The 19,431-nt window shown below is 73.1% G+C and carries 18 protein-coding genes; 6 read left to right on the forward strand and 12 right to left on the reverse strand.

Features of this window, described 5'->3' with window-relative positions; translation table 11 throughout:
* The first annotated feature begins 5 nt into the window (after window positions 1-5).
* Window positions 6-1,001, forward strand: coding sequence for a GlxA family transcriptional regulator (locus ACFYUZ_RS09390; protein ID WP_389307272.1), 996 nt, complete (start codon window positions 6-8; stop codon window positions 999-1,001).
* Here ACFYUZ_RS09390 and ACFYUZ_RS09395 read toward each other — a convergent pair.
* From ACFYUZ_RS09395 to ACFYUZ_RS09405, 3 genes are read right to left on the reverse strand one after another with little or no spacing between them, the layout of a single operon-like run.
* Window positions 947-2,221 (reverse strand): MFS transporter, encoded by a 1,275-nt coding sequence (locus ACFYUZ_RS09395; protein ID WP_389307273.1) that lies wholly within the window; start codon window positions 2,219-2,221, stop codon window positions 947-949. The genes ACFYUZ_RS09390 and ACFYUZ_RS09395 overlap by 55 nt on opposite strands.
* 56 nt (window positions 2,222-2,277) lie before the next feature.
* On the reverse strand, window positions 2,278-3,327 hold the full coding sequence (locus ACFYUZ_RS09400; RefSeq protein ID WP_389307274.1) for a Zn-dependent alcohol dehydrogenase: 1,050 nt from the start codon (window positions 3,325-3,327) through the stop codon (window positions 2,278-2,280).
* Window positions 3,324-4,310: an SDR family NAD(P)-dependent oxidoreductase gene (locus tag ACFYUZ_RS09405; protein WP_389307275.1), complete on the reverse strand. Its 987-nt coding sequence runs from the start codon at window positions 4,308-4,310 to the stop codon at window positions 3,324-3,326. Before ACFYUZ_RS09405 ends, ACFYUZ_RS09400 begins: the two co-directional genes overlap by 4 nt.
* Window positions 4,311-4,411: 101 nt before the next feature.
* On the opposite strand from ACFYUZ_RS09405, the gene ACFYUZ_RS09410 reads away from it, so the two are divergent.
* A complete protein-coding gene (locus ACFYUZ_RS09410; RefSeq protein ID WP_389307277.1) occupies window positions 4,412-5,338 on the forward strand; it encodes a cyclase family protein in 927 nt (308 codons plus the stop codon).
* A gap of 161 nt (window positions 5,339-5,499) precedes the next feature.
* On the opposite strand, the gene ACFYUZ_RS09415 is transcribed toward ACFYUZ_RS09410, so the two are convergent.
* The 4 genes from ACFYUZ_RS09415 to ACFYUZ_RS09430 all read right to left on the reverse strand — a co-directional run bounded on the left by ACFYUZ_RS09415 (window position 5,500) and on the right by ACFYUZ_RS09430 (window position 9,494).
* Window positions 5,500-5,937, reverse strand: a complete 438-nt coding sequence (locus ACFYUZ_RS09415) for an ATP-binding protein (protein WP_389307278.1) — start codon at window positions 5,935-5,937, stop codon at window positions 5,500-5,502.
* A 355-nt stretch (window positions 5,938-6,292) separates the two neighbouring features.
* A complete protein-coding gene (locus tag ACFYUZ_RS09420; RefSeq protein ID WP_389307279.1) occupies window positions 6,293-7,153 on the reverse strand; it encodes an acyl-CoA dehydrogenase family protein in 861 nt (286 codons plus the stop codon).
* An 8-nt stretch (window positions 7,154-7,161) separates the two neighbouring features.
* Window positions 7,162-8,295, reverse strand: coding sequence for an acyl-CoA dehydrogenase (locus tag ACFYUZ_RS09425; protein ID WP_389307280.1), 1,134 nt, complete (start codon window positions 8,293-8,295; stop codon window positions 7,162-7,164).
* Window positions 8,295-9,494 (reverse strand): amidohydrolase family protein, encoded by a 1,200-nt coding sequence (locus ACFYUZ_RS09430; RefSeq protein ID WP_389307282.1) that lies wholly within the window; start codon window positions 9,492-9,494, stop codon window positions 8,295-8,297. The genes ACFYUZ_RS09425 and ACFYUZ_RS09430 overlap by 1 nt, the downstream gene beginning before the upstream one ends.
* Window positions 9,495-9,625: 131 nt before the next feature.
* On the opposite strand from ACFYUZ_RS09430, the gene ACFYUZ_RS09435 reads away from it, so the two are divergent.
* Window positions 9,626-11,158: a class I adenylate-forming enzyme family protein gene (locus ACFYUZ_RS09435; protein ID WP_389307283.1), complete on the forward strand. Its 1,533-nt coding sequence runs from the start codon at window positions 9,626-9,628 to the stop codon at window positions 11,156-11,158.
* On the opposite strand, the gene ACFYUZ_RS09440 is transcribed toward ACFYUZ_RS09435, so the two are convergent.
* Window positions 11,106-11,504 (reverse strand): STAS domain-containing protein, encoded by a 399-nt coding sequence (locus ACFYUZ_RS09440; RefSeq protein WP_389307284.1) that lies wholly within the window; start codon window positions 11,502-11,504, stop codon window positions 11,106-11,108. The two genes, ACFYUZ_RS09435 and ACFYUZ_RS09440, sit on opposite strands and share 53 nt — an antisense overlap.
* Before the next feature lie 159 nt (window positions 11,505-11,663).
* Here ACFYUZ_RS09440 and ACFYUZ_RS09445 point away from each other — a divergent pair, with 159 nt between their 5' ends.
* Window positions 11,664-12,245 (forward strand): sigma-70 family RNA polymerase sigma factor, encoded by a 582-nt coding sequence (locus tag ACFYUZ_RS09445; protein ID WP_389307285.1) that lies wholly within the window; start codon window positions 11,664-11,666, stop codon window positions 12,243-12,245.
* Window positions 12,242-13,510, forward strand: a complete 1,269-nt coding sequence (locus ACFYUZ_RS09450) for a maleylpyruvate isomerase N-terminal domain-containing protein (protein ID WP_389307286.1) — start codon at window positions 12,242-12,244, stop codon at window positions 13,508-13,510. The genes ACFYUZ_RS09445 and ACFYUZ_RS09450 overlap by 4 nt, the downstream gene beginning before the upstream one ends.
* Before the next feature lie 97 nt (window positions 13,511-13,607).
* Here the strand turns inward: ACFYUZ_RS09450 and purU are convergent, their stop codons facing one another.
* Together purU and ACFYUZ_RS09460 are read right to left on the reverse strand one after the other, a co-directional pair.
* Window positions 13,608-14,459 carry a formyltetrahydrofolate deformylase gene (gene purU, locus ACFYUZ_RS09455; protein ID WP_389307287.1) on the reverse strand — a complete coding sequence of 284 codons (852 nt, stop codon included), beginning with the start codon at window positions 14,457-14,459 and terminating at the stop codon, window positions 13,608-13,610.
* Between the two features lie 59 nt (window positions 14,460-14,518).
* Window positions 14,519-14,962 (reverse strand): hypothetical protein, encoded by a 444-nt coding sequence (locus ACFYUZ_RS09460; protein WP_389307288.1) that lies wholly within the window; start codon window positions 14,960-14,962, stop codon window positions 14,519-14,521.
* A gap of 192 nt (window positions 14,963-15,154) precedes the next feature.
* Between ACFYUZ_RS09460 and ACFYUZ_RS09465 the strand changes: the two genes are divergently transcribed.
* Entirely contained in the window at window positions 15,155-16,438 is a 1,284-nt protein-coding gene (locus ACFYUZ_RS09465; RefSeq protein WP_389307290.1) for an ABC transporter substrate-binding protein, read from the forward strand.
* Between the two features lie 6 nt (window positions 16,439-16,444).
* Here the strand turns inward: ACFYUZ_RS09465 and ACFYUZ_RS09470 are convergent, their stop codons facing one another.
* On the reverse strand, window positions 16,445-17,824 hold the full coding sequence (locus ACFYUZ_RS09470; RefSeq protein ID WP_389307291.1) for a hypothetical protein: 1,380 nt from the start codon (window positions 17,822-17,824) through the stop codon (window positions 16,445-16,447).
* A gap of 118 nt (window positions 17,825-17,942) precedes the next feature.
* Window positions 17,943-19,325, reverse strand: coding sequence for a transcriptional regulator (locus ACFYUZ_RS09475; protein WP_389307292.1), 1,383 nt, complete (start codon window positions 19,323-19,325; stop codon window positions 17,943-17,945).
* Between the last annotated feature and the right edge of the window lie 106 nt (window positions 19,326-19,431).

Raw genomic sequence — 19,431 nt, forward strand, 5'->3', positions numbered from 1 at the left:
CGCCCGTGCAGCAGCCGCACCGCGTCGCCGTCCTCGCCCTGCCCGGCCTCCTCCCCTTCGAGCTGGGCATCCCGCACCGCATCTTCGGCCGTGCGAAGGACCCCGGGGGCAGGCCGCTGTACGAGATCGTGACCTGCGCCCCGAAGGCCGGCCCGGTGCAGACGGACGCCGACTTCTCCATCCACGTCGAGCACGGCCCGGAGGCCCTCGCGACCGCCGACACGGTCGTCGTGCCCGCCTCGTACGAGCTCGGACCGGTCTACGACGAGGGCAGGCTGCCCGAGGAGCTGGCCACGGCGCTCGCCCGCATCCGGCCCGGCACCCGGCTGGTCTCCATCTGCACCGGCGGGTACGTGCTCGCCGCCGCCGGCTTCCTCGACGGCCGTCCGGCCACCACCCACTGGGCGTCCGCCGAGCACTTCCAGCGCCTCTTCCCGAGCGTGCGGGTCGACGCGGACGTCCTCTTCATCGACGACGGCGACGTCCTCACCTCGGCGGGGGTGGCGGCCGGGATCGACCTGTGCCTGCACATCGTGCGCCGCGACCACGGCACGGCCGTCGCCAACGACGTCGCCCGCCGGACCGTCGTACCGCCCCACCGGGACGGCGGCCAGGCCCAGTACATCGAGCGGCCCCTGCCGGAGACCGGCACCCACACCACGACCACCGCGCGGGCCTGGGCGCTCGCCCACCTCCACGAGCCGATCCAGCTGCGGGACCTGGCGGAGAAGGAGGCGATGAGCGTCCGGACGTTCACCCGTCGCTTCCGCGACGAGGTCGGCATCAGCCCCGGCCAGTGGCTCACCCAGCAGCGCGTCGAGCGCGCCCGGCACCTCCTGGAGTCCACCGGCCTGCCGGTCGACCGGGTCGCCCAGGACGCCGGCTTCGGCACGGCCCAGTCGCTGCGGGTCCACCTGATGAGCGCGATCGGGGTGACCCCCACGTCCTACCGGCGCACGTTCCGCGCGGGCGCCTCCGCGGAGGCGCCCGCCGCGCCCTGAGCGTCGGGCGCGACCTCGGCGGCCTCCGACCGGACCTCCCCGTCCGCCACGGCGGGGGCGCGCCGCGTCAGCCGCCGCTCCCCCGCCGCGCCGATCGCCGTGAGCAGCACCGTCAGGCCCACCCCCCAGAGGATCGCCGTCGACGGGGCCACCGCCTTGAGCAGCCCGCCCGCGAGCGTGCCGCTGACCGCGTAACCGGCGCCCACCGCCGCGTACATGACCGAGTACCCGGCGGCGAGCGCGGACGCCGGCAGGACCTGCCGAAGCGCCAGGTTCCGGGTGAGGCTCGCGGGGGCCTGGAGGAGCCCGGCGGCGACCAGCGCGACCGCGATCGCCGCCGTCCAGGGCAGTACGGCGGCCAGCGCGACGCCCGCGGCGACCGCGAGGACCAGGACCAGGGACTGGACGGCCAGCGGGCCGGGCCAGCTCCCCCGCAGGCCGTACACGAACGCGCCGACCGCCGAGCCGATCGAGAAACCGGCGAGCAGCGGGCCCGCCCAGCCGATGCCGATCCCGCGCTGTTCGAGGAGGGCGGGCAGGATGAGTTCGGCGAGCGCGAGCAGGGTGAGACCGGCGGCCCCCAGCACGTACACGGGCCAGGCCCGCAGCAGCGCCCGCCGCGTCGACGCCCCCTTCTCGTGCGCCTCGGCGGACCAGCCGGCCGGCAGCAGCCACAGCCCGGCCACCGAGAGCCCCATCAGGAGGCCCTGCAGCAGCAGCGGCACCGCCGGGTGGACGCCGAGGGCCAGGCCGGTGGTGAGCGCGGGCGCCGCCGCCCAGAGGGCGAAGGTCAGCATCGACTCCGTGCTCATCGCCTGGGTGACGGCCCGTTCCGGGACGAGGCTGGTGAGCAGGGCCCGCAGCGCGCCGGGTACGGCGGCGGGGCCGGTGCCCGCGAGCAGCGCGAGGGCGGCGAGGACGACGGGGTGGGCGCCGGGCGCGAGCCCGAGCCCGGTGAACCCGGCGGCGCCGACCGCGAGCCCGGCGGCGAGCTGCGGCCGGGCCCGCTCGGCGTCCAGCCGCATGCCGAGGACGGGCGCGGCGAGGATCTCCCCGAGGACGTACGCGGCGGCGAGGACCGCTCCGAGCGTGTAGCCGCCGGGCCGCTCCCGCACGAGGAACACGAGCGCGAGCGGCGCCATGGCGACGGGCAGCCGGCCGGTGACCATGACGGCGGACCAGGCGAGGACGGGGCGGGTGGCGAGCTCGCGGTAGGACATGTCCGGGACCGTAACGGCCCGCGGCGCCGAGGCCCACCGCGTTTCGCCCCGGCCCGTCAGAAGGTGAGGACGCCCCGCGCCACCTTCCCCCGTTCCGCGTCCTCGACGGCCCGGGCGAAGTCCTCCACCGGGTAGGTGCGGGTGACCAGTTCGTCGAGGAGGAGGGTGCCGGATCGGTACAGCTCCGCGTACAGGGCGATGTCCTTCTGGGGACGGGAGGAGCCGTACCGGCAGCCGAGGATCGACTTGTCCAGGAACATCGCGGCCGGCGGGAAGCTCGCCTCCGCCTTCGGCGCGGTCATGCCGAGCAGGACCGCCTGGCCGTGCCGGTCGAGGAGGTCGATCGCGGTCCGGACGAGACCGGTGTGGCCGACGCACTCGAAGACGTGGTCGGCGCCGGTGGGCAGGACGTCCCGCACGGCGTCGGCGGAGGCGAGGAAGTGCGTCGCCCCGAACCGCCGGGCCACCGCCTCCTTCTCCGGGTTGGTGTCCACGGCGACGATCGTCAGCGCGCCCGCGATCCGGGCGCCCTGGAGGACGTTGAGGCCGATGCCGCCGGTGCCGATGACGACGACGGTGTCGCCGCGGTCGACCTTCGCCCGGTTCAGTACGGCTCCGACGCCGGTGAGGACGCCGCAGCCCATGAGGGCGGCGGAGGTCAGCGGGATGTCCTTCGGGATCTTCACGGCCTGGACGGCCTTGACGACGGTCCGCTCCGCGAAGGACGAGTTCGAGGCGAACTGGTAAAGGGGCTGCCCGTCCCGTGAGAACGGCCGCCCCGGCATCCCGATCGCCTTCCGGCACATGGTCGGCCGGCCCCGGTCGCAGTCGGCGCAGGCGCCGCAGTTCGCGAGGGTGGACAGGGCGACGTGATCGCCGGGCGCGACGTGAACGACCCCCGGGCCGACGGCCTCGACGACACCGGCGCCCTCGTGGCCGAGGACGACGGGTGGCGGGAAGGGGATGGTCCCGTCGACGACGGACAGATCGCTGTGGCACAGCCCGGCGGCGGCGATCGCCACGAGCACCTCGCCCGGGCCGGGGTCCCGCACCTCCAGGTCGTCGACGACCCGGACCTGCTTGCCGTCGAAGACGACGCCTCTCATGACCGCTTCCCCTTCTCGGCGTCGGCGCCCCTCCCCGCGTCGGCACCCCTCCCCGCGTCGGCACCCTTCCCCGCGTTGGGCCGCGCGCCCTCCGCCGCCGCCTTCGCCATCTCCTCCAGGCGCGCCAGCATCGGCATCGGGTCCGTCCCGACCGTCCCCGGCAGGAAGTCCGCGATGCGCTCGGGGGTCCACGCGCCGCCCTCGGCGTAGCCCGCGCGCAGCTCCCGGGGCTGGGCCCAGACCGCGATCTTGGGTCCGGCGATGGTGTACACCTGGCCGGTGATCCGTTCCTCCCGGGCCCGTTCGCTCAGCAGGTAGACGACGAGCGCGGCCACGTCCTCCGGTTCGCCGATCTCCTTGAGCTCCATGGGGACGTTGGCGGACATCCGGGTGCGGGCCACGGGCGCGACCGCGTTCGCGGTGACCCCGTACTTGTGGAGGCCGAGGGCCGCGCTCCGTACGAGGGAGATGATCCCGCCCTTGGCCGCCGAGTAGTTGGCCTGGGCCACGGACCCCTGGTGGTTGCCGCTGGTGAAGCCGATGAGGGTCCCGGTGCCCTGCTTGCGCATGACCGCCGACGCCGCCCGGAAGACGGTGAAGGTGCCCTTCAGGTGGGTGGCGACGACGGGGTCCCACTCCTCCTCGGACATGTTGAAGAGCATCCGCTCGCGCAGGATGCCGGCGACGCACACGACCCCGTCGACGCGTCCGTACGCGGTGAGGGCGGTCTCGACGACCCGCGCCCCGCCCGCCATCGTGGAGATGTCGTCCGCGACGGCGACCGCGGTGCCGCCCGCCGCCTCGATCTCCTTCACGACCGCCGCCGCGACCTCCGAGGTCGGCTCGCCGCCCTCGATCGACACCCCGTAGTCGTTGACGACGACCTTCGCGCCCTCCGCCGCGCAGGCGAGGGCGACGGCGCGGCCGATGCCGCGCCCCGCTCCCGTCACGGCGACGACCTTGCCAGCCAAGAAGTTCCCCACGCCCGGCCCCTTCCCGCACTTTCTGACGGTCCGTTAGATTCGTTCGTCGTCAGGATTCTACGGCCCGTCAGATACCGGAAAACAAGACCCCGGAGGCCCCGATGTCCCTCCCCGCCGCCTTCCACGAGATCGCCAAGCGCGTCAACAACTGGGGCCGTTGGGGCCAGGACGACGAGATCGGCACGCTCAACCTCGTCACCGACGAGGTCGTGCGGGAGGCCGTCGCCACCGTCCGCACCGGCCGGCGCGTCCCGCTCGCCGTCGACCTCGAACAGGACGGCATACAGACCGGCATGATCCCCGGCCGGGTGAACCCGCTCCACGTCATGGTCCAGATCAACCAGGAGCTCTTCGGCCCCGGCACGGTCGCCACCAGCGACGACGCCGTGACCCTCGGCCTCCAGGCCGGCACCCACTGGGACGCCCTGACGCACGTCTCCCACTCGGGCCGCATCTACAACGGCCGGCCCGCCGCCTCGATCACCCCGCACGGCCGCTCCGGGTTCAGCGGCATCCACACGGCCCGCCACCTCGTCTCGCGCGGGGTGCTCCTCGACGTCGCCGCGGCGAAGGGCGTCGACCGGCTGCCGGGCGACCACGCGGTCACCCCGGAAGACCTCGACGAGGCGGCGGAGTTCGGCGGGGTCACGGTCCGCTCCGGCGACGTCGTGCTCGTACGGACGGGTCAGCTCCAGCTGTACCTGGCCGGGGACCGGCACGGGTACGCCTTCCCGTCACCGGGCCTCTCGGTCCGCACGCCGGAGTGGTTCCACGCCCACGACGTCGCGGCCGTCGCCAACGACACGCTCACCTTCGAGATCTTCCCGCCCGAGATCGAGGACCTCTGGCTGCCCGTGCACGCCCTCGACCTGGTCGAGATGGGCATGCTCCAGGGGCAGAACTGGAACCTGGAGGCGCTGTCCACAGCCTGTGCACAGGAAGGGCGGTACGCCTTCCTGCTCTCCGCGATGCCCGAGCCCTTCGTCGGCGGCACGGGCACACCGGTCGCCCCGGTCGCGATCCTCTAGGGCCCGAAGGGCCCTGCGGGCGGCGGCGCGCTCGCACGCGCCCCGAGCACGGCGCGGGCCCGCCGCCACCCGATCACGACCCGCACACGCCGAGGGCCACGGCCCTCGGCTCCCCTCGCCACGAATCGCTCACCCCAGAGTGGGCAAAACGGAACGAATCGTCAACAGCGCACCCGGTCGGGCGACAGGGGCGCCACGGCGGAGACGGACGGGTCCCGGTCCACCTCGCACCAGATGCTCTTGCCGGCGCCCTCCGGCTGCCAGCCCCACCGGTCCGCGAGGCCGTCCACCAGCTCCAGGCCCCGCCCGTTGGTGTCCTCGCCCGCGGCATGCCGGGGCCGTGGCGGCCGGTCGCTCGTGTCGGCCACCTCGACCCGCACCCCGCCCTCCGCGCCGAACAGCATCCTCAGCACGGCCGGACAGCCGGTGTGCACCACGGCGTTGGTCACGAGTTCCGAGATGAGCAGCACCAGCGTCTCGGCGAGCGACTCGTCGTCCCCTATGCCCGACCCGGCGATCCGCGACCGGGCCCACCTCCGGGCTCGTCCCACCTCTGCCGGGTCCGGCCCGACCACCAACTGAACCTGAAGCACCTGCACCGCTCACACCATCCGAACCGGCAGACAACACACCTTCACGGAACGTGATTCCCTTGTGGGACAGCATGGTTGACGTACAGTCACCGCAACAAGCGCTTCGGGCATATTCCAGCGCGAAGGAGTACGCATGGTCCATACTGTGCGACGCACGCTGCGGGTAGTCGAACGTCGGGCGCGAGCGGCGGGCATTCCCGGGTACGGAGCCGCCGCAGGGGCGACACCGGGACGATCCGGGCCAACGAGCACTCGCATCCCACGGAGCGTACCGGAGCCGGAGGCCGACTCCGGGCCGTGACGGCCCCGCCGAAGGACACAACCCGATATCGACGTTCCGTGATCCGCCGGACGCGCAGCGCTACAGCCCCGCCGCCACCGCCTCCTCCGCCCGCGCCACGGGCATCCGCAGCTCGGCCCGCACCCACGCCCGCTTCAGGTGCAGATGCACGTCCGCCTCCCAGGTGAAGCCCATCCCGCCGTGCACCTGGAGACAGTCCCGCGCGTTGCGGACGGCGGCCTCGTCGGCGAGGAGCTTGGCCCCGGCGATCTCGACGGGATCGCCGGTGACGGACGCGGCCCACACGGCGGCCCGCGCGAGCTCCGTCCGCACCAGCATCCCGGCGCACAGGTGCTTCACCGCCTGGAACCCCCCGATGACCTGCCCGAACTGCGTGCGCGCACGGGCGTGGGAGACGGCGAGCCCGGTGGTGGCGGAGGCGCTGCCGACCTGCTCGGCGGCGGTGAGCAGGGCGTCCGTCAGCCCCGTTGTGCCCACGGTGCCGGGTACGCGATGGAGGGGCGTGAGCGGATCGACCGACCGCACCGGCACGGCGTCCGTGACATCCCCCAGCACCACGTCGGCCTCGTCCAGCCAAGGGACGAGCCCCTCGTTCACGGAGGTCACGACGGCAGACCCGTCCGCCGCCCCCGGCACGACGCCCGCGGCCGAGTGCGTGGCCACCAGCGGCCCCGGCAGCAGCACCCTCCCCGCCTCCTCGAAGACGAGGACCGCCTCGGGGAGCCCGAGCCCCACGCCCCCCTCCTCCTCCGGGAGCCGCAGCGCGAAGAACCCGGCGGCGCCGAGCTCCCGCCACAGCTCCCGGTCCAGGACCGGCGAGTCGACCGTGCCCCGCAGCGCCTCCCGGTCGAAGAGGCGCGCGAGCAGTTCCCGTACGCCCCGCCGCAGCGCCCGCTGGTCCTCCGTGAGTCGAAAGTCCATGAGGAGGGTCACCGCCCCTTCGGCAGGCCGAGGATGCGCTCGGCGACGATGTTGCGCTGGATCTGGGACGTGCCGGCCGCGATCGTGTACGAGAGCGAGGACAGCCGGTCGAGGTTCCAGTCGCGGCCGAGGTCGAGCGCGTCGGGCCCCAGGACGGCGGCGGCCGCGTCGTACAGCTCCTGGCGGGCGTGCGAGTAGTGCAGTTTGAAGACGGAGCCGCCCGCGCCGGGGACCCCGCCGGTCGCCTGGGCCTCGCTGACGTTGGCCTGGACGATCCGCCACAGCGCCTGGAACTCGGCGGAGAGCCTGCCGAGGCGCCTGCGGAGCACGGGGTCGTCCCAGGTGCCGTTCTTCCGGGCGGTGCGGGCGAGTTCGCCGAGGAGGCGGCGACAGGCGACGACCTCGCCGACGAAGGCGGTGCCGCGTTCGAAGGAGAGCGTGACCATGGTGACCCGCCAGCCGTCGTTCTCCTCCCCCACCCGGTGGGCGACGGGCACCCGCACCTCGTCGAGGAAGACCTCGGCGAACTCGGTCGATCCGGCGAGGGTGCGCAGCGGCCGGACGGTGATGCCGGGGGCGTCCATGGGCATGGCGAGCCAGGTGATGCCCTGGTGCTTGGGTGCCGCGGGGTCGGTGCGGACGAGGAGTTCGCACCAGTCGGCGACCTCGGCGTGTGAGGTCCAGATCTTCTGTCCGGTGACGACGTACGCGTCTCCGTCCCGTACCGCCCGGGTGCGGAGCGAGGCGAGGTCGGAGCCGGCGTCGGGTTCGCTGAAGCCCTGGCACCAGACCTCGTCGCCGCGCAGGATCGGCGGCAGCCACCGCTCGCGCTGCGCGGCCGTGCCCTCGGCGGCGATGGTGGGTCCGGCGTGGAGGAGGCCGACGAAGTTGGCGCCGACGTAGGGGGCGCCGGCGAGTTCGGTCTCCTCCAGGAAGATGAGGCGCTGGGTCGGGGAGGCGTCCCAGTGGGTGTCGGCGTACCCGGCGTCGTACAGGCGTCGTTGCCAGCCGCAGTCGTAGGCGCGACGGGCGGGCCAGTCGAGCGGGTCGGGGCGTTCGGGGAGGCCGGGGAGGGTGGCGGCGAGCCATTCCCGCAGGCGGGCGCGGTAGGCCTCTTCCTCCTCGGTGCAGGAGAGGTCCATCAGACGATCCCGAGATCCAGCATGCGGATGGCGTTGCCGCGCATGAGCTTGTAGACCGTCTCGTCGTCGAGGCCCCGGACGTGGTCGAGGGCGACCTCCCTGGTGTGCGGGAAGGTCGAGTCGACGTGCGGGTAGTCGGTCTCGAAGGTGGCGTTGTCCCGGCCCACCACGTCCAGCGAGGCGATGCCGTGCTTGTCGCGGAAGAAGCAGCAGAAGATCTGCCGGTAGTAGTAGGTGGACGGCGGCTCGGGGACGATGTCGCGGACGCCGCCCCAGGCGCGGTGCTCCTCCCAGACGTCGTCGGCGCGTTCGAGGGCGTACGGGATCCAGCCCATCTGGCCCTCGCTGTAGGCGAGCGTGAGCCGGGGGAACTTGACGAGGACGCCGCTGAAGAGGAAGTCCATCATCGAGGCCATCGCGTTGTTGAAGCTCAGGCTGGCCTGGACGGCGGGCGGGGCGTCGGGGGAGGCGGCCGGCATCTGGCTGCTGGATCCGATGTGCATGTTCACCACCGTCCCGGTCTCCTGGCAGACGGCGAAGAACGGGTCCCAGTAGCCGGAGTGGATCGACGGCAGGCCGAGGTGGGTGGGGATCTCCGAGAAGGTGACGGCCTTGACGCCGCGGGCGGCGTTGCGCCGGATCTCGGCGACGGCGAGGTCGACGTCCCAGAGCGGGATGATGCAGAGCGGGATGAGGCGGCCGCCGCTGTCGCCGCACCACTCCTCGACCATCCAGTCGTTGTAGGCGCGGACGCAGGCGAGGGCGACCTCCTTGTCGTGGGCCTCGGCGAAGGTCTGGCCGCAGAAGCGGGGGAAGGTGGGGAAGCAGAGGGAGGCCTCGACGTGGTTGAGGTCCATGTCCTTCAGGCGGGCGGCGGGGTCCCAGCAGCCGCGCCGCATCTCCTCGCGGGTGATGCCCTCCAGGGTCATGTCGTCGCGGTCGAAGCCGACGGCGGCGATGTTGCGCTTGTACGGGAACTTGAGGTCCTCGTAGATCCACCAGTCGGTGGGCGGGCCCTCGGGGTCCATCGTGATCTGGTACTTGCCGCCGACGTAGGCGAGCTCCCCGATGCCGGCGGTGAGGGGGCGGGGGCCGCGGTCGCGGTACCTCTTCGGGAGCCAGGTCTCGAAGAGGTGGGCGGGCTCGATCACGTGGTCGTCGACGCTGATGATGCGGGGCAGTTCCGTGCCGGAGCTCATGAGGACTCCCATTTCTGATGACCCGTCAGATCTGACGGCATCAGGCTAGCCCCGCACCCCTGGACCGACAAGCGCCGGACCTCTACGCTCACCGCACCATCTGACGGAACGTCAGCCATGAGGAGTACGGGATGAATGAGACCGCACACACGCTCGGCGAGTCCCACACGCTCTGGGAGCTCGTCGAGCGCCGCGCCGCCCTCACCCCCGACCGGCCCGTCCTCCTCCAGGACGACCGCGTCCTCACCTTCGGCGGCCTCCGCGACCGCGCCGAGCGCTGCGCCGCCGGCCTGTACGGGAGGGGCGTGCGCCCCGGCACGGTCGTCGCCTGGCAGCTGCCCACCCGCATCGAGACCGCCGTGCTCTCCTTCGCGCTCGCCCGCATCGGCGCCGTGCAGTCCCCGGTGATCCCCTTCTACCGGGACAAGGAGGTCGGCTTCGCGCTGCGCGAGTCCGGGGCCGAGTTCTTCGCCGTCCCCGGAACCTGGCGTGGATTCGACCATGCGGAGATGGCGAGGAGGCTCGGCGCGCGCGGGATCTTCGAGGCGTACGAGGAGCTGCCGGACGGCGACCCGGCCGTCCTCCCTCCCCCACCCGCCTCCGGCACCGACGTCCGCTGGATCTACTGGACCTCCGGCACCACCTCGGACCCCAAGGGCGTCCTGCACACCGACCGCTCACTGCTCGCCGGCGGCTCCTGCCTCGCCCACGCCCTGCACCTGACGGCCGAGGACGTCGGCTCGATGGCCTTCCCGTACGCGCACATCGCCGGGCCCGACTACACGGTGATGCTCCTGCTGTACGGCTTCCCGGCCGTGATGTTCGAACAGTTCGCGCTGCCGGAGGCCCTCGACGCGTACAACCGGCACGGCGTGACGGTCGCCGGCGGCTCCACCGCCTTCTACTCGATGTTCCTCGCCGAACAGCGCAAACGGCCCGGGAAGCCCGTCATCCCCACCCTCCGCCTGCTCGCGGGCGGCGGCGCGCCCAAACCTCCCGAGATCTACCACGCGGTGCGGAAGGAGCTGGGCTGCCAGCTCACCCACGGGTACGGCATGACCGAGGTCCCCATGATCACGATGGGCGCCCCCGACGACACCGTCGAGAACCTCGCCACGACCGAGGGCCGTCCGCCCGCCGGCATGGAGATCCGCATCACCGGCGACGGCGAGGTCCGGCTCCGCGGCGAGGCCGTCTGCCAGGGCTATCTCGACCCGGCGCAGACGGCCGCCGCCTTCGACGAGGACGGCTTCCTCATCACCGGTGACGTCGGCCGCCTCACGCCCACCGGCCACCTCGTCCTCACGGGCCGGGTGAAGGACATCATCATCCGCAAGGGAGAGAACATCTCGGCCAAGGAGATCGAGGACCTCCTCCACCGGCACCCGGACGTGGGCGACGCCGCCGTCATAGGACTGCCGGACGCCGAGCGCGGCGAACGCGTCTGCGCCGTCGTCGAACAGCCGCCCGGCGCCGCCCCGCTCGGCCTTCCGCAGGTCACGGCCTTCCTGCGGGAGTCCGGGCTCTCCGTCCACAAACTGCCGGAACAGCTGGAGGTGGTGGACGCGCTCCCCCGCAACGAGACCCTGCGCAAGGTGCTCAAGTACAAGCTCAGGGAGCGCTTCGGCGCGGCTCCGGAATCGGCTGGTCCGGCAGCCCGTTGAGCGCCTCCGGCATGTCCTCGTACACGTCGAAGAGGCGGCGGACACCGAGCGCGGAGAGCACCCGGCCCACATGAGCCTCCCCGTCCCCCCGCTGCTCCGGCAGGATCAGGCGGAGCCGGCCGCCGCACGAGCGGAGCAGACGGCGGGACGCGATCAGCACGCCGACGCCGCTGGAGTCGCAGAACCGCACGGCCGACAGGTCGATGACCAGGTCGTGGCGGCCGCCCGCGACGGCGTCGTGGACGCGGCGGCGTATCCGGGGGGAGGTGACCAGGTCCAACTCCCCCTGGACGCGGAAAACCGTCCAGGGGCCGTGCTCGTCCTCGTCGACCTCGATCGTCGTCACGCACGCCGCCTGCCCCCTGGGCGGGCGTCGAAACCCCCGGCGTGAGGGATGACGCTTTCCTTACCACCCGCATCCGCGTCAAGGGCGCACTTGCGGCAAACAGGAGTGCGTTGTCCGAGCGGCGCATTACTTTGGAGGAGAACCGGGACGGAGGCCCTCATGGCGATGGACACACCACCGCGCTGGGACCGCAGGATGCAGCAGCGGCTGGCGCGCGGAGAGGCCGCTGCCCTCGGCGAGTTCTACGACCGGTTCGCCGCCCTCGTGCACAGCCTCGCCCACCGGGTCCTCGACGACGACGACGCGGCCGACCAGGTCACCCGCGAGGTCTTCGGCTACATCTGGGAGAACCCCGACTCCTACGACCCGAAGCAGGGCAACATGCGCTCGTGGGTCGCCAAGCTGACCCAGCGGCAGGCCGTGCACCGGCTGCGGCAGGCCGAGACCCTGGCGTACGCGGAGACGGGGGTCGGCTCCGCCGAGGAGCTGGAGCAGAAGGTCCACCGGGCCACGGTCGCCGCCCGCGCCGACTACATCGTGACCTCCATGCCGGCGTCGCTCCGGAAGGCGCTCGAACTGGCGTACTTCCAGCGCCGCGACTACCGCCAGACCGCCGCCGACCTCGGCGTCACCGAGGACGAGGCCCGCCGGCGCCTCCGGCTGGGCCTCCAGCTGCTCTCCTCCGCGCACGCCCGCCCCCTCGAAGGGTCCTCGCCGCCCGGCTACGGACGGCCGCTGTGACCGGGGCGGCCGACGACGCGGACGAGGTCGCACGCGCCCCCCGGATACCGGGACCGCGCCGCGCGGCCGACGACCACGCGGACCTGACGACGCGACTGCCGGAGGCTCCAGGGGCGGAGGCGGAAGAAACGGACATGGAGGAGACGGAGGAACCGGAAGTACCGGACCTCAGTCACAGCGTGCTCAAGTCCCTCCTCGGGGCCTGGGCGCTTTCGGCGTGCTCCGCCGGCGAGACCAGGGCCGTCGAGAACCACCTCACCGTGTGCGCCCCCTGCGCCGACGAGGCCCTCCGGCTCCGCGACGCCGTCACGCTCCTCCACGAGGACCGCGACCTGGACCTCGACCCGCTGCTGCGCTCCCGGGTCCTGGAGAACTGCCTGGGCCGCCGGCCCGCCCGCATCCCCGTCCCCGACTGGGTCACCCCGTACGACGCGGAGACCGCCCGGCTCGACGCGCTCCTGAGGGACATCGGCGAGTCCGAATGGCACGCGCCGGTACGGCTCAAGTGGTACGAGGAGGAGCGCGTCGTGCGCCGCAAGGCCACCGTCGCGGGGGTCATCGGCCACCTCCTCGCCGTGGACGGCCTGGTGACGGCGGCGCTGGGCCTGGACGATCCGCTGGGCGCGGGCGTGCCGGAGCTGTCGCCGACGGAACGGACGGAGGCGTTCTGGACGGCGCTCGACCGGCCGCCGAACCGGTCCATCCGGGGGCCGTGGCGCGACCAGTCGCACACGCTGATCCGGACGATCGCCTTCGCGGGGCGAGGAGTGGCGGACCTCACCGTCACCTACAAGGACTTCGCCCTGCCCCTCCAGGACTCGCTCCTGGAGCGGGCCTTCGAGTGCTGGCTGCACGCGGACGACATCGCGACGGCCGTCGCCTACCCGTACGCGCCGCCCAGCGGGGCGCACCTCCACGACATGATCGACCTCGCGGCCCGGCTGCTCCCCGGGGCCCTCGCCAACCGTCGGCGCACGGGCCTGGCCGGCCCCGCCAAGGAGCTCGTCGCGGCGGGCGCGCCGGGCCGCTCGCTCCACCTGGAGGTGGAGGGCGCGGGCGGCGGCCACTGGTACATCTCCCTGGACTCCCCCGCGGCGATCGGCTCGCCGGAGCGGGCGGTGGCGCAGGTGGCGATGGACGGGGTCGAGTTCTGCCAGCTGGTGGCGGGGCACATCACGCCGGAGGAGGCGGCGGCGGGGCAGGACGGCGACCGGGAGGCCATCAGGGACGTCCTCTCCGCGACGGCGTCCCTGAGCCGCCTGTAACCCGCCCCCGCCGTGTGTCCCCGCACCCGGTGGGGCGGTGTCCACCCACCGTGTGGGCACCGCCCCGCAAGGCGCGACCCACAGCGGGGGCCGGGGGTCAGGCGAAGACGACCGTGCGGCGGCCGTTCAGGAGGATCCGGCGTTCCGCGTGCCACTTGACCGCCCGCGCCAGCGCCTGGCACTCCACGTCCCGCCCGATCGCCACCAGCTGGTCCGGCGTCACCTCGTGGCCGACGCGCTCGACCTCCTGCTCGATGATCGGGCCCTCGTCGAGGTCGGCCGTCACGTAGTGCGCGGTGGCGCCGATGAGCTTCACGCCGCGGGCGTGCGCCTGGTGGTAGGGCTTGGCGCCCTTGAAGCTGGGGAGGAAGGAGTGGTGGATGTTGATGATCCGCCCGGACAGCTGCTTGCAGAGGTCGTCGGAGAGGACCTGCATGTAGCGGGCGAGGACCACCAGCTCGACGTTCTCGGAGCGGACGAGGTCGAGGAGCTCCGCCTCGGCCTCGGGCTTGTTCTCCTTGGTGACGGGGATGTGCCGGAACGGGATCCCGTACGAGCCCACCAGCTCCTCGAAGTCCGTGTGGTTGGAGACGACCGCGACGATCTCCACCGGCAGCGCCCCGATCCGCGACCGGAAGAGCAGGTCGTTCAGGCAGTGGCCGAACTTGGAGACCATGAGAACGACCCGCATGGGCTGGTCGGCGCGGTTGATCTGCCAGTCCATGGCGAAGGAGTCGCCGACGGCGGCGAAGCTCGCCCGGAGCTTCTCGACCGTCACCGGCGCCTCGGCGGAGAAGTGGACCCGCATGAAGAAGAGACCCGTGTCACGGTCTCCGAACTGCTGACTGTCCTCGATGTTGCAGCCGGTGATGAAGAGGTAGCTCGACACGGCGTGCACGATGCCCTGCTTGTCGGGGCACGAGAGGGTGAGGACGTACTGGTCGGTCATCCCGTCAGCCTGCCACACGGCGCCCCGCCGGGAGACGGGCGTCCGTCAGGCGGAACGCCTCAGGACCGGGTCATGATACGGAGCACGTCGAGGGAGCGCGGGGGCGCGTCGGGGTCCTCGCCGTCGGCCTGCGCCATCCGTACGTGTGCCTCGCGGGCGGCCCGCACGGCTTCCGGCCAGCCGGGGTGGGCGACGTACGCGGTGACGGGGGCGTCCGGTCCGACCTGGTGCATGATGCGCAGCACCCGGAGGACGGCGACGTCGACGAGGGCGGCCTCGCCGGAGTCCCGGAAGATGGCGCCGACGTACTTCTCGGCGGACCAGTTGTCGAGCCAGGTGTCCTCGACGAGGCGGTAGACGGCGTCGGTGACGTCGCCGTACCCCTCCTGGCCGGCCAGCCAGGCGGTCTCGTGGAACACGGGGTCGGAGAGCATGTGCAGCGCCGAGCGCACGTTGCTGCGCCAGCGCCACCACGGCATGTCGTTGAGCGGCATGCCGCCCATGGTGGAGGAGCGACGGCCGCGACGGGAAGAGTTAACCGAACCGGGGACTGGACTGGACACGTTTCGATCGTACGTTCCCTTGTCCGGTAAGCGGACTCGCCCCCTCCCCCTCCGGTGGCCCGCCCCCGCAATTCACCTTCACGTCACCCACCGTTGAACCGCGCTCACTCCCGCGTTACCCATGAGGCGGAAATGTGCATGCCCATGACCGGTAGGCGACTGACCTCACTCCTCGCGTACGTCACGACCGCGGCGGCCGGAGCGTCGCTGCTCACCGGGTGTGGCGTGCTCCCTGGGGCCACGGGGGGCTCCAGGGAGCCCGTCACGGTGATGACCTGGGCTCCCGACCAGACCCGAGCGACCAACATGCCCGGAATGCCCGCCATGGCGCAGACGTACGCCCGCTGGGTCAACGCCCAGGGCGGCATCGACGGGCACGAGCTGCGCGTCCTGACCTGCAACGAGCAGAACACCTCCGCGGGCGCCGCCGCCTGCGCCCGCCGGGCCGTGCGCGAGAAGGCGGTGGCCGTCGTCGGCTCGTACAGCCAGAACGGCCGCGCCTTCATGGCCCCGCTGGAAGCCGCGGGCATCCCGTACATCGGCGGCTACGGCATCGCGGAGGACGAGTTCACCAGCCCGCTCTCCTACCCCGTGAACGGCGGGGTGGCCTCCCTCGTCGCCGGGCACGGCATGCAGCTCGCCGGCTCCTGCGACCGGGTCTCCCTCGTCCGCCCCGACACCACCGCGGGGGACAGGCTCCCCGAGCTCCTCGACTCCGGCCTGCACAAGGCGAGCCACCGGGGCGCCGTCGACATCCCGGCCCTGGAGGACGCCGCCGAGTACACCGAGCAGGCGGACCGGGCCCGCAGCCGGGCGGGCGGCGAGAAGGGCTGCGTGACCGCCGTCCTCGGCGAGCGCACCCAGACCTTCTTCGACTCCTTCCGCCGCCTCCCCGGGCGGCAGGAGGAGAAGGGGGACGACAAGGAAGCCGTCCGGATCTCCTCGGTCCTCGGCAGCGTCGACCAGCCCGTCATCGACCGCACCGGCGGCCCCCACAGCCCCTTCGAGGGCGCCTTCGTCACCGGCTGGTACCCGGAGGCGGGCGACAAGAGGTGGGCGCCGATGCGCAAGGTCATCCAGGAGTACGCCTTCGCCGACAACCGGGTCGACCCGGCCGACGCCGGCGTCCAGACCACCTGGATCGCGTACACGGTCCTCAAAGAGGTGATCGAGTCCCTCCAGCAGGACACGATCACGGCCGAGCAGATCAGCCACGCCCTCGACCGGGGCGAGCGGATCGACACCGGCGGCCTCACCCCCAGCCTGCGCTGGAAGTACGAGGACATGCTCGGCGCCCCCGGCTTCACCCGGATCGTCAACCGCGAGGTGACCTTCCAGGTGGTCCGCCAGGGGCGGCTCGTGGCGCAGAGGCCCGGTTTCGTCGACGTCGGCGAGACCGTCCTCAGCGCCCCCTGAACCCGCTCAGAGCTGCGTCCAGCTCCGCTTCTCCAGGCCGTACTTCGCGGCGGTCGGGTTCCACAGCCCGGCCGCCGTCTTCTTGGCCGCGCTGGCCTCGCCGCTCTTCGCGTCGCCCGCGGCCTTCTGGCTGGTCGAGCGGGCGTGGCCGCCCTTGCAGGCCTTCTTGGCCTTCATCTGGCCGGCCCAGGCCGCGTAGTGGTCGTCGGCGGCCGCCGAGGCCTGCCAGGCCTTGGTGAGCGCCGCCGTCAGCGCGGCGCTGTCCGGGATCTTGTCGACCGACAGCGACTGGAGCTTGGTGATCAGCCCGCGGCGCTGCTCGGCGGCGCCCCGCAGATCGCTCGCGGCCTTGTCGAGGTCCTTGCACTGGTTGATGGACGCGACCGAGCTGATCACCGTCTCACGGCTGCTGCTGCTGGTCGCGAGCAGCTTGCTGAGCTCCTGCGCCTGCGGCTCCGCCGGGTCGGCCGGCTTCTCCGTGGGCTCGGGCGCCCCGGTGGAGGGCGCGGCGGAGCTGGCCGCCACGTTCTGCCCGGGGGTCTTGGGGTCCTTCTCCTCGTCCCCGCCGCTGAGCAGCATCCCGGCGCCGAGGCCGACGACCGCGCAGCCGACGACGACGGCGCCGATCAGCGCGAGCGGCGACCTGCGGCGCGGCTCGGGCTCGTCGTCGTAGTAGGCGTCCTGGTAGGCGTACTGCTGCTGCGGGGGCTGCGGCGGCTGGTGGTGGTGCTGGGTCTGCTGCTGGTACGGGGCCGGGCCCGGCTGCTGGTAGCCCTGCGGCGCGTGCGGCTGCTGGGGCGCCCGCGGGGCCTCCGTGCGGAAGAGGCTGTCGAACTCGGCGGGCGGCTGCCGCTCGCCGGGCGTCTGCGCCGGCACGGGGGCGATGTACTGGGTCGCGTCCGAGGCTCCGGCCGGGGCGGGCCCCTGGTGGGCGGGTCCCTGGTGGGCGAGCGGGCCCGTGCCGAGGAACTGGGTGTCCGAGCCCCCGCCCTGCTGCGGCGGCACCGGGGCGATGTACTGGGTCGCGTCCGAGGCTCCGGCCGGCGGCGGGTAGCCGTACCCCGGCTGCGGCGCGCCCTGGACCGGCGGCATCCCGCCCGGGACCGGGGCGATGTGCTGGGTCGCCTGCATGTCGGCGGCGGCCGGGGCGGCCGGCCCCGGGTAGCCGTAGCCGGGCTGCGGCGGGCCCTGCTGCGGGGGTATCGGCGGCAGGTACTGGGTGGACTGCATGTCGGCGGCGCCCTGCGGCGCCTCCGGGGGCAGCGGTTGCGCGGGCGGCAGCGGCTGCGCGCCCTGCTGCCCGCCCGCCTGGCCACCGGCGGGACCCCAGGCGCCGCCCCACGGCTGACCGCCGCCATGCTCCGGACCCTGTCCGTTCTGCGTCACCGGGACTCCCACCCATAAACCTACGGAATCGTCGGCTCACGCTACCGGGTGCCGACAGGGCTCCGCACACACGTGTGAGACCGGTTACACGACCCGTTTACGAAACGCCCCCGGATGTCTAGGCCACGTACAGCTCCATCCGCGCGCCGAACTCCCGCACCACCGCCTCCCCCGCGTACGGCTCCAGGCGCTCCCTCAGGTCGTCCAGGTACTCGGCGCCCCGCGACGACCGCAGCGTGCCGAGCAGTTCGAGCGCCTGCGTGCCCGTCCGGCAGGCCTGCTCCACCTCCCGCTGCTGGACCTGCGCCGAGGCCAGGAGGGCCAGGCCGATCGCGCGGCGCCGCGCCCGCGACTCCGGATGCCCGGCGATCGACTCCTGCGCCGCCCGCGCCGCCGCCTCCGCCTGCCCCAGGTCCCGGTGGCAGTGCGCCAGTTCGTCCGCGAGGTAGGCCGCGTCGAAGTGGGCGATCCACGCCGGGTCGTCGCCCGCCTCCGGATCGGCCCGGTCCAGTGCTCGTGCGGCGCGGCCCGCCGCCGCCTCGAAGGCGCGCGCGTCGCCCATCAGCGCGTGCCCGCGCGCCTCCGCCGCGAGGAACATCGCCTCCGCGCGCGGCGGCACCTTCCCGCGCGCCCCCTCCTGCGCCGCCCGCGCCAACTGGGCGATCTCCCGGGGGTTGCCGAGCTGCGCGGCGAGGTGGCTCATCGAGGCGGCCAGCACATAGCCGCCGTACCCCCGGTCCCCCGCGGCCTGCGCGAGCCGCAGCGCCTGGATGTAGTACCGCTGTGCGAGCCCCGGTTCGCCGGTGTCCACCGCCATGTACCCGGCGAGCTCGGTCAGTCGGGCGACCGCCGCGAAGAGCTGCCGCCCGACCGCCTCCCGGTACGAGCCCGACAGCATCCCCGACACCACGCTGTTGAGGTAGTGCACCACCACCGGCCGCACGTGTCCGCTGCCGAAGCGCCGGTCGAGGTCGACCAGCGCGGCCGTCATCTCCCGCACCGCCGCGACGTCCGCGACCCCGACGCGGGCCCCCGCCGTCCGGGCCACGTGCGCGTCGGGACCCGTGATCAGCCAGTCCCTGCTGGGCTCGACGAGGGCGGAGGCCGCCACCGCCGAGCCGTTCAGGAAGTCCCGGCGCCCCACGTCGCTGCGCCACAGCTCGCAGACCTGCTCGATCGCGCCGGGCACGGTCGGCGCGAACTGCAGCCCCACCCCGGCGGCGAGGTTCCGGCCGTTGGCCATGCCGACCTCGTCGATCGAGACCGTGCGGCCCAGCTTGCGGCCCAGCGCCTCCGCGATGATGCCGGGCGCCCGGCCCCGCGGCTGCTGGCCGCGCAGCCAGCGAGCCACCGACGTCTTGTCGTAGCGCAGGTCGAGGCCGCGCTCGGCGCCGACCATGTTGACCCTGCGGGCGAGGCCGGCGTTGGAGCAGCCGGCTTCCTGGATGAGCGCCTGGAGCCGTTCGTTGAGCTGACGCGGAACGAGTGCCCTGGCTGCCATGAGTAACCCCCTGAGGCCGTGCGGTGATCACCGGAGAAGGGATCACTGCCCGGTTGATATCCGGTCAATGCCGATGTGAACACGCGAAACCGGACACGTCGGCCGC

This window comes from Streptomyces sp. NPDC004266 (assembly GCF_042874095.1).
Taxonomy (GTDB): domain Bacteria; phylum Actinomycetota; class Actinomycetes; order Streptomycetales; family Streptomycetaceae; genus Streptomyces.

Coding starts and splice junctions, on each gene's coding strand:
- ACFYUZ_RS09435 (WP_389307283.1), top strand. CDS start 9,626: ATGAATGAGACCGCACACACGCTCGGCGAGTCCCACACGCTCTGGGAG.
- ACFYUZ_RS09460 (WP_389307288.1), bottom strand. CDS start 14,962: ATGGGCGGCATGCCGCTCAACGACATGCCGTGGTGGCGCTGGCGCAGC.
- ACFYUZ_RS09465 (WP_389307290.1), top strand. CDS start 15,155: ATGTGCATGCCCATGACCGGTAGGCGACTGACCTCACTCCTCGCGTAC.
- ACFYUZ_RS09430 (WP_389307282.1), bottom strand. CDS start 9,494: ATGAGCTCCGGCACGGAACTGCCCCGCATCATCAGCGTCGACGACCAC.
- ACFYUZ_RS09420 (WP_389307279.1), bottom strand. CDS start 7,153: ATGGACTTTCGACTCACGGAGGACCAGCGGGCGCTGCGGCGGGGCGTA.
- purU (WP_389307287.1), bottom strand. CDS start 14,459: ATGACCGACCAGTACGTCCTCACCCTCTCGTGCCCCGACAAGCAGGGC.
- ACFYUZ_RS09395 (WP_389307273.1), bottom strand. CDS start 2,221: ATGTCCTACCGCGAGCTCGCCACCCGCCCCGTCCTCGCCTGGTCCGCC.
- ACFYUZ_RS09475 (WP_389307292.1), bottom strand. CDS start 19,325: ATGGCAGCCAGGGCACTCGTTCCGCGTCAGCTCAACGAACGGCTCCAG.
- ACFYUZ_RS09425 (WP_389307280.1), bottom strand. CDS start 8,295: ATGGACCTCTCCTGCACCGAGGAGGAAGAGGCCTACCGCGCCCGCCTG.
- ACFYUZ_RS09410 (WP_389307277.1), top strand. CDS start 4,412: ATGTCCCTCCCCGCCGCCTTCCACGAGATCGCCAAGCGCGTCAACAAC.
- ACFYUZ_RS09400 (WP_389307274.1), bottom strand. CDS start 3,327: ATGAGAGGCGTCGTCTTCGACGGCAAGCAGGTCCGGGTCGTCGACGAC.
- ACFYUZ_RS09445 (WP_389307285.1), top strand. CDS start 11,664: ATGGCGATGGACACACCACCGCGCTGGGACCGCAGGATGCAGCAGCGG.